The sequence below is a fragment of the Peribacillus sp. NPDC096622 genome, from assembly GCF_044762665.1.
GTDB lineage: Bacteria > Bacillota > Bacilli > Bacillales > DSM-1321 > Peribacillus > Peribacillus frigoritolerans_B.
In genome coordinates this window covers 460,921-477,542 of record NZ_JBIWES010000003.1, presented here as the reverse complement: position 1 = coordinate 477,542, position 16,622 = coordinate 460,921, and the positions used below count along the sequence as shown (strand labels likewise).

General features: G+C 39.0%; 15 protein-coding genes. 13 read left to right on the top strand and 2 right to left on the bottom strand.

The genetic code is table 11. The features are described from left to right. Positions 1–185: 185 nt before the first annotated feature. The gene (locus ACIQYG_RS08685) at positions 186–668 is read left to right on the top strand and encodes a GNAT family N-acetyltransferase (RefSeq protein WP_402837097.1); all 483 of its coding nucleotides are present in this window, start codon (positions 186–188) and stop codon (positions 666–668) included. A 164-nt stretch (positions 669–832) separates the two neighbouring features. Here ACIQYG_RS08685 and ACIQYG_RS08680 read toward each other — a convergent pair whose 3' ends face one another. Further along, entirely contained in the window at positions 833–1,669 is an 837-nt protein-coding gene (locus ACIQYG_RS08680; protein WP_402837095.1) for an RMD1 family protein, read from the bottom strand. Positions 1,670–2,139: 470 nt separating this feature from the next. Between ACIQYG_RS08680 and ACIQYG_RS08675 the strand changes: the two genes are divergently transcribed. The 5 genes from ACIQYG_RS08675 (at position 2,140) to ACIQYG_RS08655 (ending at position 6,863) form a co-directional block, all read left to right on the top strand. Then, positions 2,140–3,324: a glycosyltransferase family 4 protein gene (locus tag ACIQYG_RS08675; protein WP_402837093.1), complete on the top strand. Its 1,185-nt coding sequence runs from the start codon at positions 2,140–2,142 to the stop codon at positions 3,322–3,324. Between the two features lie 20 nt (positions 3,325–3,344). After that, positions 3,345–3,668: a hypothetical protein gene (locus ACIQYG_RS08670; RefSeq protein ID WP_402837091.1), complete on the top strand. Its 324-nt coding sequence runs from the start codon at positions 3,345–3,347 to the stop codon at positions 3,666–3,668. Positions 3,669–3,705: 37 nt separating this feature from the next. After that, complete coding sequence (locus ACIQYG_RS08665) at positions 3,706–5,496, top strand: glycosyltransferase family protein (RefSeq protein WP_402837089.1); 1,791 nt, start codon at positions 3,706–3,708, stop codon at positions 5,494–5,496. Positions 5,497–5,810: 314 nt separating this feature from the next. After that, the gene (locus tag ACIQYG_RS08660) at positions 5,811–6,296 is read left to right on the top strand and encodes a PaaI family thioesterase (RefSeq protein WP_402837191.1); all 486 of its coding nucleotides are present in this window, start codon (positions 5,811–5,813) and stop codon (positions 6,294–6,296) included. Between the two features lie 192 nt (positions 6,297–6,488). After that, complete coding sequence (locus tag ACIQYG_RS08655; RefSeq protein ID WP_402837087.1) at positions 6,489–6,863, top strand: LytTR family DNA-binding domain-containing protein; 375 nt, start codon at positions 6,489–6,491, stop codon at positions 6,861–6,863. 113 nt (positions 6,864–6,976) lie between these two features. Here the strand turns inward: ACIQYG_RS08655 and ACIQYG_RS08650 are convergent, their stop codons facing one another. Then, a complete protein-coding gene (locus tag ACIQYG_RS08650; protein ID WP_402837085.1) occupies positions 6,977–9,043 on the bottom strand; it encodes a Na+/H+ antiporter in 2,067 nt (688 codons plus the stop codon). Positions 9,044–9,410: 367 nt separating this feature from the next. Between ACIQYG_RS08650 and ACIQYG_RS08645 the strand changes: the two genes are divergently transcribed. The 7 genes from ACIQYG_RS08645 (at position 9,411) to ACIQYG_RS08615 (ending at position 16,550) form a co-directional block, all read left to right on the top strand. Beyond that, positions 9,411–11,003, top strand: coding sequence for a spore germination protein (locus tag ACIQYG_RS08645; RefSeq protein WP_402837083.1), 1,593 nt, complete (start codon positions 9,411–9,413; stop codon positions 11,001–11,003). Further along, positions 11,000–12,250, top strand: coding sequence for a Ger(x)C family spore germination protein (locus tag ACIQYG_RS08640; RefSeq protein WP_402837081.1), 1,251 nt, complete (start codon positions 11,000–11,002; stop codon positions 12,248–12,250). Before ACIQYG_RS08645 ends, ACIQYG_RS08640 begins: the two co-directional genes overlap by 4 nt. 14 nt (positions 12,251–12,264) lie before the next feature. Next, positions 12,265–12,468, top strand: a complete 204-nt coding sequence (locus ACIQYG_RS08635) for a hypothetical protein (protein ID WP_402837079.1) — start codon at positions 12,265–12,267, stop codon at positions 12,466–12,468. 57 nt (positions 12,469–12,525) lie between these two features. Beyond that, a complete protein-coding gene (locus tag ACIQYG_RS08630; RefSeq protein WP_402837077.1) occupies positions 12,526–13,626 on the top strand; it encodes a GerAB/ArcD/ProY family transporter in 1,101 nt (366 codons plus the stop codon). A gap of 162 nt (positions 13,627–13,788) precedes the next feature. Then, positions 13,789–14,898 (top strand): GerAB/ArcD/ProY family transporter, encoded by a 1,110-nt coding sequence (locus ACIQYG_RS08625; RefSeq protein WP_402837075.1) that lies wholly within the window; start codon positions 13,789–13,791, stop codon positions 14,896–14,898. A gap of 386 nt (positions 14,899–15,284) precedes the next feature. Further along, the gene (locus tag ACIQYG_RS08620) at positions 15,285–16,058 is read left to right on the top strand and encodes an extracellular solute-binding protein (RefSeq protein ID WP_402837073.1); all 774 of its coding nucleotides are present in this window, start codon (positions 15,285–15,287) and stop codon (positions 16,056–16,058) included. 21 nt (positions 16,059–16,079) lie between these two features. Beyond that, positions 16,080–16,550 (top strand): COG4315 family predicted lipoprotein, encoded by a 471-nt coding sequence (locus ACIQYG_RS08615; protein WP_402837071.1) that lies wholly within the window; start codon positions 16,080–16,082, stop codon positions 16,548–16,550. Positions 16,551–16,622: the final 72 nt, after the last annotated feature.

Sequence of the window (16,622 nt, the reverse complement as noted above, 5' to 3'; positions counted from 1 at the left end):
CTATTTAAATAAAAAACTGCAGGCAAACTTGATTTTCATTGAGTTTTTCTACAGTTTGAAGGAATGGTAAACAAAGCCATTCCTTTTTTTATGAATGAATTTTCTTGAAAAATATTTTGCAGTTGATTGTATAACTTAAGTATCTGTTAATATGGATTTATCAGATATGAAAAAATGAGGTGCGAATGGTGACTGGATTAACTATTAGACCGTTTATCGAAAATGACTATGAGGCACTGAGAAATTATTGTTTACCTATAGAACAAGCAATCTATACTTCTTTACCTTTGAAAGTTATCGAAGACTTCAGGAAGGATAAATATAACCTCCCCATGGTCATTTATTTAGATGAGGATTTGATTGGTTGTTTTGCTTTATATACGGATAAAGCTGGAAATCAATATACAAGTAATGAGAATGCGATTCTTCTTAAATCATTCTCTTTGGATTTGCGCCATCAAAAAAAGGGTCTAGCTTTTAAGACTTTAAAAGAGTTGCCTGATATGATCAAACTAAGACATCCAGATAAAGATGAGATAATTCTAACGGTGCATCATTCGAATGTCCCAGCGATAAATTTATATAAAAAAGCTGGATTCATTGACAAAGGATACAGATTTAACGGCGAAGAAGGGGAGGAATTTATTTTCCACTTGGCTCTGGATTAAGGGGAACTTAGGTAACTTCCGGAATGCTTTGACCCGATAGGAAAAGAATGTATTAAACGTCAGTATACAGTCAGCTTAAATATCAAGTAGTGGTTAAACGCAAAATAAGCATCTAAACGATGCTTATTTTTTTGGAAGGTATTCCTTCCGATATGATTCAGAATTCATGGTATCCATCCTGCGATTTCTAAAAGCGTCAAAAGAATCTCAAAGACAATGAGAATTACAATGATCCATTCAACGAATAGTCCCCTGATCGAATGGCTGATGTTAGAAAACCCATCCATAATGTTATATAAAATTTCAGTTTTACTTTTCAGGATTTTATACCGATCATTCAATTCAAAAAATTCAAGCATCCTGTCATAAAATTCGCCGGCAATGCTGCTTGTCCATGTGATATCAGGTTTATCCAGAATCATGATATACGCTAAGGTATTGTACTCGTGACGTACGATTTTTGCCGTCGTCCTCGCCAGTTCCTTGTTGCCGATTCTCAGCTTGCCTTTTTCCAGTCGGTCAATCATGGCTTCGAGCTTGTCGTGGATTTTTCCGAGTTGTTCCTCAGTTTTTTCAAGTGCCACCGATTTTGCGAGAATGGTGGAAATTAATTCAGGGTAGAAAAATTCATATTTAGGAACAACTACATATTCGTCCGTCAAATTGATGTTTTCAGTTTCACTGAAGTGAAGGCTGTAATCGTCCGTATATCTATCTACATTGATGAGATCAATGTCCGGCTCGAAAGAATGGATAAAGGAGGAAAATGCCTTAATCTCATCTTCGTGTGAGTAATTGATGAAGACAATGCTGCCAAAGGAAAAAACCAGCACTTGCTGCGATTCGTCCACATTTTTATTAAGGATGGAACTTAGAATATCGCCTTTAAGGATTAAAGGCTCTTCCCAGGTGAATTTTTTTGGGATGCCGCAATGAACGGCGATTTTGTTCAAATCAATTTCATTAGTGATTGCACATGCTTTAAAGGTAATTGGTCCCATCTATATCACTCTCTTCAGCAAATTGGTCTTTTTTCGATTCTATTCTATTCTTACAAAAACATGCTTGAATAATTCTTGAAGGTAGAAAAAAGTCAACTGACTGGTAACTAAACCAATAAACTCCATTAAGGATAAAAATAATCAAGTCTAAGCTTTGCGGCTCTACACTCCCACATCCTATTAATAGATTTATAATGGTTTATATGTAAGAGGGCGATTCCGATAAGGGTCGTCCTTCTATATTTTGCTTGTTTATGCTTACTGAAACTTTACAAAAACATATAAAAGTTCATGAAAACTTTACTTTTATTTACAGAATTCTCATATTGATGTCAATATTCAGTAATACATGTTTGTTATAATCGATTGACGGTTTTAAAAGTGGTTGGAAAATGGTCTTTTAATAATCCTTCATTTACAGATAAGTAGCAGGCTGATTGAAGATGACTGAATAGTAGGAGTGAACGAAAATGGAGGAATCTATAAATCTATATGAGCTTACATTTAGTGAAAAAGATAGATATGTGATCATTACGAATGCTTATCCACATGAAGATCAGTTATATCGGAATGGGTTTATCCACCGAAGAGTCAAGGCTTATCTGGATGAGGGTTTGAAGGTTGATGTCTTTGTTTTGCATCCTGCCTATAAAAAAGCAGAAAATTATACGTATGAGGATGTGCCTGTTTATCGAGGAACTGAACAGCATCTGCGCATTTTCTTAAATCATAAAGTACATAAAAAAGCGCTGATTCATTTTGTTAATCCAAAAATGGTACAAGCGATAAAAGAAACGAACACAGATTTACCGATTATTACCTGGATACATGGATTTGAAACGGAGGCATGGCATAGAAGATGGTTTAATTTTCTTGAAAGCCCTGAAAGTTTGAGGAAGATTCTTGAAATGTCGGACGACTATTATGTAGCACAGCTTTCTTTTATGAATTGGTTTTATCAAACGAATGAATTGGATACAACCTTTGTTCATATATCCAAATGGTTCAAAGAGCATATAGCGGAATGTGATGCAAGAGCAGAATCGAAAAACTCAGTAATCATTCCTAATGTAATAGATGACAATCTGTTTACCTTTATTGAAAAGCCAGTTGAAATGCGGACAAAAGTCCTTTCAATCAGGCCATACGCTTCACGAAAATACGCCAATGATCTATCGGTGAAAGCAGTGCTGGAACTATCGAAGAGGCCATACTTCGATAAGTTGGAATTTGCATTTTATGGTGATGGAAAATTGTTCGATCAAACCGTTGAGCCAATCCGGGATTTTGAGAATGTAACGATTCATAAAGGTTTCCTATCTCAGGAGAAAATCGCTGCATTACATAAGGAGTATGGGATTTTCCTTTGCCCGACCCGTTTGGATTCTCAAGGGGTTTCTATGTGCGAGGCAATGTCGAGTGGGCTAGTGCCAATTTCAACAGATATTACGGCAATCCCGGAATTCGTTAAACATGACGTTTCTGGCCTTCTAACAAAACCTGAGTCTCCTATCGAAATTGCCGATGCAATAGAGCGCTTATATTACAACTCGGACGTATTTCTAAGAGTGTCAAAACAAGCTTCTCAGTCGATCCGGGAAAAATGCGCTGTGGATGTTGTTATAAAAAGAGAATTGGAGATCATCCAAGGTTAATGGAGGGGAGTTTTTTCAATATGGACGAACGAAACGAATATTGGAAAACCATGTATGAGGAACTCGAATTACAAATGAAAGACATGATGTCCATGACATTGGAGCTCATAGAGGGCAATGGCATGGAAAAACAAAAAATCATTGAGAAAGTTACAAAAGAAAATAATATGCTGCGAGAAGAATTAGAAAAAAGTAAGATGGCCCAAAAGGAAAATATTAAGCTTAACAAAGAAATACGAAGACTTAAGTTGTTAGAACACAAATTCAACGTTACGTATGCAGGGAAATTCACGTTAAAATATCTTGCGCTTAAATCATCTATTAAAGAACAAATAAAAAAATAAAAATTCATATCAGATTTCAGTCATTGGAGTGAAAACTTTGAATTCACATGAACTAGTTGAAAACAGAAAAATGAAGGTACTTCTATTTGGCTTTATTGACATGAATTCAATGGATGGATCTGCAGTATTTTTATCTTCCTTAGCATCGACCATTGCGTTAGATTCTAACATCGAAGTTGACTTACTTTTAGCTAGCCCGGTCAAACGTGATATCTTAATTCAGCCTCTTGAGAAATTTGATAATATAACCATTCTCAATCCTTTTGTTGATCCTTTTTTTAATGTCGCCGATGATGAATGGGTAAAAAAAGGTGTTATTGATTTCGATATAGCTGAAATGCTCATTTCTCATTATTGGAGTCAAAAGGAATATGATTGGCTATTTGTTAGAAGCATTGAGACTGTTGAAAAAATAGCAAAGCATAAGCATATCATAAAGAATACATTAGTTTATGCTACAGGATTGACTCACATAGGTCAGGATGTTAAGGAAGAAAAATTTGAGAGCATCAAAAATATATATGATCAGTGTGCGTATTTCTTATGTCAAACAGAAGAGATGTGCGAATTTGTCATTGAGATTCTTAATTTGAATAAAGAAGAAAACAAAGTTTCCCTGCTTACCCCGATGATACCAAACGTTGAATCAGCGGAAGGGCATACCCGGTTAAGAAACAAACTTGTATATACAGGGAAATTCGACCCGGATTGGAAGACCATTCCCATTATTACTGCTTTTAAAGAATTAAAACGAGAGATTCCGAATTTATCACTTGATGTGGCGGGGGATAAATTCAAATGGGTTAAAGACGATTCTCAGTTTAAGGAAGAAGCGGCATACCTCCTTAAAAATACTGATGGGCTTACATGGTACGGGGCATTGACAAGGGAGAATGCCCAACAATTAATCGTGAACAGTGATATTGGGATAACCTGGAGAAGTGAGGAAATGGACAGCAGTCTGGAACTGTCTACAAAGCTATTGGAGTATGGGATTTTAAGGAAGGCTGTAATAATGAACCCAACCGAAATGCATATGAAGCTTTTTGGCGAAGATTACCCGTTATATGCTGTTACAGAGAAGGATTTCCGTGACGCTGTCAAATTAGCATTATGCAATAAGGACATATATGAGTTTGCGTCACAACGAATGTATCAAGTTAGCAGGCAGTTTTTATTTTCGGAAGCAATAAAGAAACTGCAAGGACCATTATGGAGCAAGCGTATTACAGATTATGTAAATCGAAGCACGAATACGTTTTATATTGATGAAGATGACTTTGATGAACTGATTAAGCATGCATCATTAAAAAAAGTGAAAATATTGCCTGCGGAGTTTAATGTTGACGAAGTTTTCACCTATATTGTCAAAAACATACCTGAAGAAATGAAACGAGTCGAAAAGCTGTTTAAACTGTCTGGGTATGGTCAAATCATTTCAGCAGAAAAAGCTGGATGTTATACATTTCTCTACATCCATAAAAGTTATGGAAACTTTGAACAAAATTTTCAAAATAACATGCAATATTTAAAAATGATAGGATTTGAAACATATGGAAATCCTAAATTAAAACCAAAAGATGTGGAAATTTCAATGAAAGAACGGGCAATTGTTGATAAAGAAAAATATGATATGAAAGGGAAAAATAAAGAATTAGCTAAAGAAGTAAAGCAATTAAAAAGACTGAACACAGTTCAACTTAAACAAATTACTAAGCTAGAAAAACAAAACCAAGCACTTGGACGTAAATATGATTCACTTTCGAAATCGAAAATGGGTAAAATGACATTCAAGTATTGGGATTTAAGAAAAAGGCTTAACTTTTAATAAGAAGGTAAGCCTGCAACTGAACAGTGGACAATGCAATGGAAGACATTTCACAACACTATATTAGTCAAAGGAAGGCTCCTGAATAGGGGCCTTTGTCGATTATATCGAGTAAAGAAGCAGGGATTCCTGTAAACTTTTTATGTGTGTTGACGATTAAAGCTGCGTCAGGTTACTATTCTATGAAAATTAAAACTTGCCAGTAAGCTCAATAAAGAATCATGGAATTACAAAAACTAACCTTTCAGCATTTATCCAAATAGACCCCTTATCCTTTAATGGTGTTATAATATTCTGAAAAAGGAGGAGAGATGATGGAGGAGAATGTGCTAAAAGCAATTCAAGATGATTATCCGGATGCATTTGCATGGTGTTATGGATGCGGTCGCTTGAACAAAGATGGTCATCATTTTCGAACGGGTTGGCATGACGAGCAAACAAGGACAATTTATACACCACGCCCAGAGCATATCGCAATTCCAGGATTTGTTTATGGCGGCTTGATTGCCTCTTTAATTGATTGTCACGGAACAGGTTCTGCTGCATTGGCTTTACACCGTAAAAATGGTCATGAAGTTGGAGATGGAGTGGAGCCACCCAGGTTTGTGACTGCGTCACTGAATGTGGAGTTTGTAAAGCCGACCCCAAATGATGTGCCATTAATAGCCGTTGGGACGATTCATGAAATTCATCCTAAGAAATGGAGAATCGAAACAGAGGTATTTGCACTTGATAAACTTTGCGCCCGTGGAGAGGTAATCGCTGTGGTGATGCCAAGTACTTTTACAAGTAAAGAGTGATCTTAATTAATGTAAACGCATTCGAAATCAAAATTAGATTTTTTTATCAAAGGGCCGTCCAATTATTTGGACGGTTATTTAGTGTATTTGAGCATCCATTACAAGCATGTTATAGCAATAAAGTGGCATGTAGCTGGAAATCACAAGCGAAATATCAAGATATTAATATTATAAGCAAAGGGAGGTCGAAGAATGAAAATAAACGTAGAGATAGATGAGGAGATCAAGGCGATAGAGGTGCTTATCCGCAATCACGAATGGAATGAAGAAGTGCAGGAACTGATGGAGCGCTTGAAGGAGAGGAAAAGACCGTATTTTGTCGGCAAAAAAGAAGAAATGCAGCATGTCTTCCGGGCAGAAGAAATCATCTGTTTGTTCACAGAGCAAGATTCCATAATGGTGCGGACGAAACAGGGTACTTTCGAAATGAAAGAAAGGTTATATGAACTGGAAAGGGACCTTCCCGGTGATCAATTCGTGCGATTGTCCAAGTCAGTGATTGCCAATTTGGATGAGTTAAGCAGATTCGAGGCATCTTTCAACGGGACCTTATGTGTTATTTCATGAAATCCCTATATCTGCTGTCATTTCATTTCATTTTTCCTGCGGTATTCATCCCTACTTTGGAATGTAATAAAGAGACACCGCTTCCTGTTGTATGGGTGTCTCTTTATATTTTATCAATTTTGTATCATTATCATTTCATCATAGATTAAGTTTTGTCTAAGCTCAGTTGCTGTTTGTATGGATATTTGCTCAGCTTCAACCATTTGCTGAATGATATCACGTTCGATTTGCATCGCATTCAACTGAAATTGACTCACCATCTCTTCAAAGCGTTTTGCATCTTTTTCACTTAATGTTCCGAACGGATTCAAATAACGATTGTATCTTTGGATGACAAGCATGACTTCATGGCGGTTTTCAGGTGTGGTTTGTTGTTTGATCAATGAAATGGCTTCCTTTGAAGCTTCTTTTTGTGCTTTACGGAACTCCCTGATCAGGTCCGCATTTTTAACGATGGAGTCCTCTAATTTCGCTTCCCATTTCTTATCCCATTTGACATTGATCTTTTTCTTGAAAAGAATGGCCTGCAAATTGACCCAAGCCCTTTTCAGCGAAGATTTTTGCATATAATTTAAGGTTCTTGAAATATACACTTTATATAGTTCAAAGGCTGTTTCAGATATACTCCCTTTTTCGACTAATCCAGAAACGACTTCCAATTCCTTATTGGCTCCAAGCTCAACTAAATCGCGTATTGTCCGATTATCCGGTCTATTCGTTATTCCCCGTTCCAGATCTATCAGTTGTTCATTTAAATCTTCCATTACTTGATGGACCGCTTTCTGATTATCGATGGTTGCTTCTTTGCTCAGATGATTGATCGTTTTATTTAAAACAATTTTATAAGCCTCCTCAGAGGTTAGGCGCTCATCTTTGAATTCAATCGGTGTCTTTACCAGTAATGGCAAGAGAACGGTAGCCAAGGTGACGCTTAACAATATAACGCAAGCTGCGGTAAACAAGACTGTATTACGCATCGGGAATAAAGTGTCATCCGGCATAAAATATGGTATGGATAACGCTGTAGCTAATGTAATGGTTCCATGAATGCCGCAAACGGATGTCAAAAATGCAAATCGTGATCTTGAAACATTCTCCTCATCGGTGTCATTGCCATCTTCTGGATGAACCCTGGACATAATGAATTGCTCTAATGGATTCACTCTGTTTTTCGTAAAAGTATCATGCAGAATGTATACCCAAATAAAACGGATCACCAATAATAAAAGAACGATCAAGACACTTATCCCAAAAAGAATGCCCCTATTTAAGTTGGACTCAATTTCCTGATAAACACTGGGCAACATGAATCCTAACAAAGCAAATACAAGTCCATTCAAGACATAACCTAATACAGACCATGTATTAGTTGATACAATTTGCAATTTAGTTGTGGAACTCTGAAGGCGATCCCGCTCGATGCCATGAATTACACCTGCAGCAACCACTGCCAAGATTCCGGAAACATGGAATTCTTCAGCTACCATATATATGGCAAAAGGCGTAATTAGTTCAATGACAATAGACATCGGGATTTCTTCAAGTCCATGAACCCGTAAAAATAATCGTAATTTAACGATTAAATAGCCCAATACGATACCTATAAAGATACCGCCTAAAGCTACAAATATAAAATTAAGCGAAGCATCTTTTATGGAAAACACTCCAGTTAAGGCAGCTCCCAGGGCAACTTTAAAAGCGACGATTCCAGCAGCATCATTGAAAAGTGATTCACCTTCAAGGATGGGCATCATGTTTCCAGGCAATTTCAACCCTTTTGTAATCGATTGTACCGCTACCGCATCCGTAGGGGTAATGGTAGCTGCTAAAGCAAAAGCCACAGCCATCGGCATATCGGGTATTAACCAGTGGATGAAAAAGCCTCCTGCAAAAACCGTCACAAATACTAACCCAAAGGCTAATAACAGAATAGGCTTACGCAATTCAAGCATTTCTTTACGGGACGTATTTTTTCCTTCTGTAAAGAGCAGCGGAGCAATGACACAGATCATAAATAATTCTGAATGAAAATCAAATGATAATTGAAATGGTAATAATGAAAACACTGCTCCCATGGAGATCTGATATATCGGAAGTGGGATACGAGGCCATATAGCATTTAATATTGTAGCGATTATTGTGGACACCAATAATCCGAGCAATGTGATTAAGAATGACATAGAATCTCCCTTATCTTCTAATGTTTTAGTCTGATTGCCCATGAAACTTATAAAAAAACAGAGATATTTAAGAGCAATATCCATCCTTTAAAAAATAACCCCTACTTTATGGTCCTGTGTATCTTGTTCAATAAACAATGCTTAGCCAGAGACAGCATTTTCGACTAATAAATAGCCCCGGTTTTTGATATACCCCATAGTTATTAATTACAAACAGGATATCACAAGAGTTTACGGTTTATTCAAAATCAACTTATGGTACTGCTTTTCCATGAAAATTAGTTCATGCCGGGCACAGGATTTTCTGTATAAAATACCCTTAATGAAGAAACATAGAAAAATGGAGTTAGAGTGACCTGCAAAAAAAATGGGGGTATTCAGCTTGATTCGTAATGTGGGCAAATTGTTAAGAAAAACGAAAGAAAAAAAATCCAGTATACAAAATAATTACCAAGATTCTAAGCCTGCAGATGTACTTGATGCGAATTTCAGTCAAAATGTAGAAACACTTCGTTCTGTTTATGATAATTGCTCGGATGTCATGTTCCGCTCGTTCTTACTTTTCGGAAAAACGCGGGCGATGCTTATTTACATTGCGGGACTCTCAGACATCGAGGCGATAGAGCAATATGTGCTATCTCCACTCATGCAGGAGTCACCCAAGGAGCCACAACCATTAAATGATTTTATAGAACATAAATTGCCCGTTCCTAAAGTGGTGAAAGTGAATATGTTGGCGGATTGCATTGAATCGATTTCCTCTGGAAACCCGATCCTTCTATATGAAGGGGAAAGCGATGGATTTTCTTTAGGATTGTCCAAATGGGAAAAGCGGGGGATTGAAGAACCTATGGCAGAGGGGGGAGTCAGGGGGTCACGAGAGGGATTTATTGAATCTCTAGAGGTAAATACATCCCAATTGCGACGTATTATTAAAAGTCCAGCACTTAAAATACAATCGATGAAGATTGGAACTTATACCAGGACGAATGTTTCGGTTGCTTATATTGATGGAATTGCGGATAAAACACTGATTGAAGAGATTACAACTCGGTTGGAACGAATTAAAATAGACGGTATTTTAGAAAGCGAGTACATCGAGGAAATGATCGAGGACAATCCGTATTCACCTTTCCCTCAGATCATGACGACAGAACGGCCGGATGTAGCCTGTTCTTGCTTGCTCGAGGGACGCGCTGTCATTCTTGTAGAAGGAACCCCTTTTACATTAATTGCACCAATATCCTTCTTTTCTTTGATTCAATCACAAGAGGATTATGCGCAACGTTTTATGGCAGGCACTTTTATCCGTTGGTTACGTTATTTTTTTATGGGATTATCCCTATTGCTTCCATCCCTTTATGTTGCTATTTTGACGTTTCATCATGAGGCTGTCCCAACCGCACTCCTGCTAAGCAGCGCGGCATCCCGGGAAGCGGTCCCTTTTCCTGCAATAGTAGAGGCATTGGCTATGGAAATTACCTTTGAGGCACTAAGAGAGGCAGGGGTTCGATTGCCGAAGCAGGTAGGTTCTGCCGTCAGCATTGTTGGAGCGCTAGTGATTGGTCAAGCTTCCGTACAAGCGGGGTTGGTTTCAGCGCCAATGGTCATTGTGGTTGCGATTACGGGAATCGCTTCTTTTATGATGCCTCGTTATATTGCCGGAATTGCTTTCCGGATGCTGCGTTTTCCAATGATGCTGCTTGCCGGTACATTAGGACTGCTTGGTATCATGATGGGGATCATTGCCATAGTCATTCACTTATGCAGCTTGCGTTCCTTCGGTGTTCCCTACTTAACGCCACTGGCACCGTTAAAAGGCCAAGAGCTGAAAGATGTGCTGTGGAGAGCTCCTTGGTGGAGGATGACTACACGCCCGCGCCTTACAGGGGATTCTAATGTATACCGTCAACCCCCGGAGCAGGGACCAAATCCAAAAAGGGGAAGTGGAACGGAGTGAATAATGTTTGGAGTCGAACAAAGATATTGGAGAAAGTAAAGAGGCGTCATTTCATGAAAAGCGTCCTTCTTTTGCTTGGTATTTGTGGAACAACCCCTTTTCTAAGCGGTTGTTGGGATCGAGTGGAAATCACTGATTTGGCGATTGTCACAGCAGCCGCCATCGATAAGAAGGATAATGATCACATCGAACTATCCGTCCAGGTTTTTATTCCAAGTTCAATAAGTAGTGGAGGCGGCGGTCAAGGAGGGGGGAGCAGTCAAGGAGGGGGTGCTGTTACGACATTGGTGAGATATGAAAAAGGCTCCAATATTTCAGATGCATTGTCTAAGCTTCAAAGCAAGCTTCCGCGAAAAGTATTTTGGGGACATTGCAAAATATTTGTATTCGGTGAAAAGTTAGCGAAGGAAGGAATTCAAGAGCAGCTGGATTTTTTGCTGCGCCATCCGCAGCCAAGAGAGAAAGCAAATGTGTATGTCAGCAAGGGGAAAGCGAAGCCTATCCTTGAATCTTTACCACCCCTGGAAAACTATTCAGGGGAAGTGCTTAGGGAACTATCTGATTTACATATCGGGATGCTGGTCACTATGCAGGATTTAGATGAAATGTTAACGGGTATACCTCAAGCGGCCGCACTTCCATTCGTTAAAATTTTACCACCAGAGAAAGGGCAAACGAAATTACAGGGAATTCCTTACATTGCCGGGACAGCCGTGTTCAAAAAAGATAAAATGACTGGGATGATGACGGAAAAAGAAACAAGAGGGCTATTGTGGTTAAGGGATGAAGTGGAATCATATACCGTGACCATAAAACCCAAAGGGGTAAAAGGGGAGATATCTTTAAGTCCAGTGTCAGCCAAAGTCAAGATCATTCCGCAAATTATCAATGAAAAATGGAGATTATTGGTGAAGGTAATTACAGATGGAGCTGTTATACAGAATGGAACGAATTTAAACCTTTCAAATCCTAAGTCTCTTAATGCTGCAGAACGAGCCTATCAAAAAGATATAGAAAAACGCATCGAGATGGCTTTTCTGAATACTCAGCATAAGAAAGCGGACATTTTAGGGTTAGGTAAAGATTTCTATCGTAAATATCCTAAACAGTTTAATAAGGTCGATGACCACTGGGATGAGATATTCGCGGAAATGGAAGTGGAAGTCGATGTTGCGGCCCATATTCGAAGACAGGGCTATATAAACAGACCGGCGGGATTGTCTGAGAAAGAGGTGAAGGACAAGTGAGATGGGGGGCTTTTATGTGTACAACCGCGATTGTTGCTCTAATCATTTTGTATGAATGGCCGAAAATGAAACAAAACCCTAAAAAAGATAAAATGGCATTTCTTACACTGCTCCTCACTGGCTTGATTCTGTCCATGTTCAATCTCCCACAGATGTCAGGACCCACTCAATGGATCGAAGCTTTTTTCAGGCCATTTGGAGAGTTTATGGAAAAGTGAGTCTATTAGTGGGTGTTGCGGGATTAAATTCATACTATTAAAGAAAGGGGGAAGCAGATGGAGAAAGGGAAAATTTCATCATTACAGATGGCATTCATGATGTATCCGACGATTGTGGCAACGGCTATTATCGGGGTTCCCAGCATCACAGCGAAATATGCCAAAACCGATTTATGGCTGTCCCCCATTTTTGCTGCGCTCATAGGGTATCTTACGGTTTATATCGCTTATAAACTGCACCAACTTTATCCAAAACAAACGGTGATCCAATTCACTGAAAAGATCATTGGTCGGATGCCGGGGAAAATTTTCGGTTTTTTACTCTTGTTTTTTTATATCCAGAACACGGGGCTAATCCTTAGAGGATACGCAGAATTTATTGTCGGCTCTTTTCTGGTACGTACCCCGATTAGTGTGATCATGGCATCGATGGTGCTTCTGTGTGCGTTCATCGTGCGCGGGGGAATAGAAGTGTTGGGGCGAGCTGCTGAATTGTTTGTACCTGTTTTCATTTTTCCAATCTTTATCTTAATCCTCTTGCTGATTCCTGATCTAGAATTCAAGAATATATTCCCGGTATTGGCGGATGGTATAATGCCCCCAATCAAGGGTGCGATTGTACCGGGTGGATGGTTCAGCGAGTTTTTCTTGATCATTTTCCTTCTTCCTTTTTTGGCAGATATGAAAAAAGGGATGAAATCCGGTATGAAGTCTGTGTTTGCCGTGATGATGACGTTAATTGTGGTGAATCTTACGGTTCTTTTTGTACTTGGGTCAACAACATCCACAAAGCTTTACCCCTTGATGAATGCATCTCGATACATCAGTTTGGCCGACTTTTTTGAACATGTAGAATCCGCCGCCATGGCGGTATGGATAGTGGGGGCGTTTGTAAAAATTTCCGTTTTTTATTATGCATCTGCTTTAGGTACAGCGCAGTGGCTGAATCTCTCCGATTATCGTCCTATTGTATGGCCGATAGGGATTTTGATTGTCATATTCAGTTTGTGGTCGTTGCCTAGCACTGTGGATGTCAGTCGTAATGATATCAACGTCTTCCCCTTACAAAGTATTTTGATGCAAACGATTATTCCTCTGTTATTGTTGGTGATTGCTGTTGTAAGGAAAAGAAATCGTAAAGGAACCGAAACCAGCTGACTGGGCATTATTTATGCTAAATATCCTATCGATTAGGTGCTATCTATGTTCGTACTCGCGCAGATGGCAGGACCAACTGAATGGAGTGTTTATGAAAAAGTAAATCTATCAGTGGGTTTCGTGATTTCAGATTTACAGACTATCACAGAAAGGAGGAAGATGATGGAGAAAGGTAAAATCTCATCTCTACAGATGGCATTCATGATGTATCCGACGATTGTGGCAACGGCCATTCTCGGGGTTCCAAGCATCACAGCCAAATATGCCAAAACTGATTTATGGCTGTCCCCCATTTTGGCGTCTCTCATCGGGTATGTGACGGTGTATATCGCTTATAAACTGCACAAAATTTATCCGAAACAAACGGTTATCCAATTCAGTGAACAGATCATTGGTAGGATTCCAGGGAAAATTCTCGGTTTTTTATTCTTGTTTTTTTATATCCCGATCACAGGGCAAATCCTAAGAAGTTACGGAGAATTTATTGTCGACTCATTTCTGGTCAAAACCCCGATTAGCGTGATCATGGCATCGATGGTACTTCTCTGTGCCTTTATCGTACGCGGAGGGATAGAGGTGCTGGGGAGAGCTGCCCAATTGTTTGTTCCTATGTTTATCTTTCCAATCCTTCTTTTAATCGTCTTACTGGGCCCTGATCTTGAATTTAAGAATATATTCCCGATATTGGGGAATGGAATTATGCCTCCAATCAAGGGTTCGATTGTACCGGGTGGATGGTTCAGCGAGTTTTTTCTGATAATTTTTCTCCTCCCTTTTTTAACCGATATGAAAAAAGGGATGAAATCCGGGATGATTTCTGTGTTTGCCGTGATGATGACGTTAGTTGTGGTGAATCTTCTGGTTCTTTTTGTACTCGGGTCAACAACAGCCACAAAGAATTATCCCCTGATGAATGTATCTCGGTACATCAGTTTGGCCGACTTTTTTGAACATTTGGAGTCCGCCATCATGGCCGTATGGATAGTAGGTGCGTTTGTCAAAATTTCTGTGTTTTATTATGCGGCTGCTTTAGGTACCGCGCAGTGGCTGAACCTCTCCGACTATCGTCCTGTTATATGGCCGATAGGGATTTTGATTGTAGAATTCAGCTTTTGGTCGTACCCTAGCTCTATGGATGTCAATCGATTTGATATCATCGCCTTTCCTATTTATGGAGTTTTGATGCAAACGATTATTCCGCTTTTATTATTGGTGATAGCTGTTATTAAAAGAAATGGAAAGAGAAAGAGAGAGGGAAGCAATTCAAGTTAGCCTTTTCTATAACTTAGTTTAAGAGAATTGAAAGAGTTGTGCATGAAAGTAGGCAAAAGGAGTTCTGCCTTAATGTTAAAGCAATGTTGATTGGAACGGAAGGTACGAGACTCCCGCGGAAAGCGAGTGCCTGAAGTCAACACAATGTTCAATTTAAACACACCTCAATAAACTGAAGAAAAACTCAATTATTATCGAGTATTTCTACAGTCTGCAACCATTCCGTTTTCGAATGGTTTTTTTGTTGAGAAAAAAAGAGAAAAGCTTAAGATCATCAGATGTATTTTGCATCAGGATGAAAAAATTAACAATTTTTTTCAAACCGTTTTGAAGTTTGTCCCGTTATCTATAGTACAAAGGCTTTTTAGAAGGGAGAGAGGAAAGATTTGAAAAAGGTCATTTTTGTTGGATGGATATCATTGATGATAATACTGTTAGGGTTTTCACCGGAAATGGGCCCGAAACGGGGGCAAGCTGTCGATGATGTCGTAAAAGTATATGGACCAGGTGGACCTCTTGGGCCCATCAAGGAAGTGGCGGAACAATTCACCAAAGAAACGGGGATAAAAGTTGAGGTGACAGCGGGACCCGAAGAAAAATGGATTGATCAAGCCAACCAGGATGCGGATATCATTTACGGAGGGTCCGAGTATATGCTAACAGATTTTATGCATGATCATCCGGAGCTCCTTGATGAAAAAAACCGTACAGAATTGTATGCACGGTCAGCTGGAATTCTGGTTAGAAAAGGAAACCCAAAGAATATACAGTCTTTGGAGGATTTAACGAAGAAGGGCGTAAAGATTGTGGATGTTAATGGAGCCGGGCAACTTGGGCTATGGGAAGATTTGGCTGGAAGAAAAGGATTGATTCCTGGAATTAGCAGGAATATTTCCATTTCAGTGAGGTCCAGTGCAGAAGCTATCGATCTATGGAAGGCAAATTCTAAATTAGACGCCTGGATTACGTATGAATCCTGGCATTACCGTCTGGCGGATGTGACGGACCTGATTCAGCTCCCTGAGGAAGACAAGCTCTATAGAGGAACCCCGGTAAGCATAACAAGAAAGAGTGAAAACAAGAAAAAGGCAAAACAGTTCATTGATTATCTCAAAACGGAAGAATCCCATCAAGTATTTCAAAAATGGGGATGGAAGTAAATTGACGAGGAGTGAGAGTATATGAAAAAGTGGATGGTATTTTCAGTTTTTATGATGGTCCTGGTTTTGGCGGCATGCGGAAATGAAGCTAATGATTCACCCCAAAATGATCAAGTGGTTAGTGGTACTGCCGATGAAAAACCAATAACCCTGAATTTAATGGAAAGTGAAACAACAGGCGAATACCTTGCAGATTCCAAGGGAATGACACTTTATTTTTTCAAGAATGATAAACCAGGAAAAAGCAATTGCATGGGTGATTGTCTGAAAAAATGGCCTCCATTCATGGAAAGGGATTTTGCTGTTCCAAAAGGATTTGAGGAAAAAGACTTTGGAACCATTAAAAGGGAAGATACAGGGGAAGAGCAGGTAACGTACAAAGGATTTCCACTCTACTATTTTGTGAATGATAAGGCAGTGGGAGATGTCAATGGCGAAGGTGTGAAAAATGTTTGGTATATTGTAAATGATAAGACGAATTTTCCTAAATAAGAAAAAAAGGGACGATCATTGATGGTCGTTCCTGTTACACGTTTTTTCCAAATTTACTGGTGAGGAGTTGCA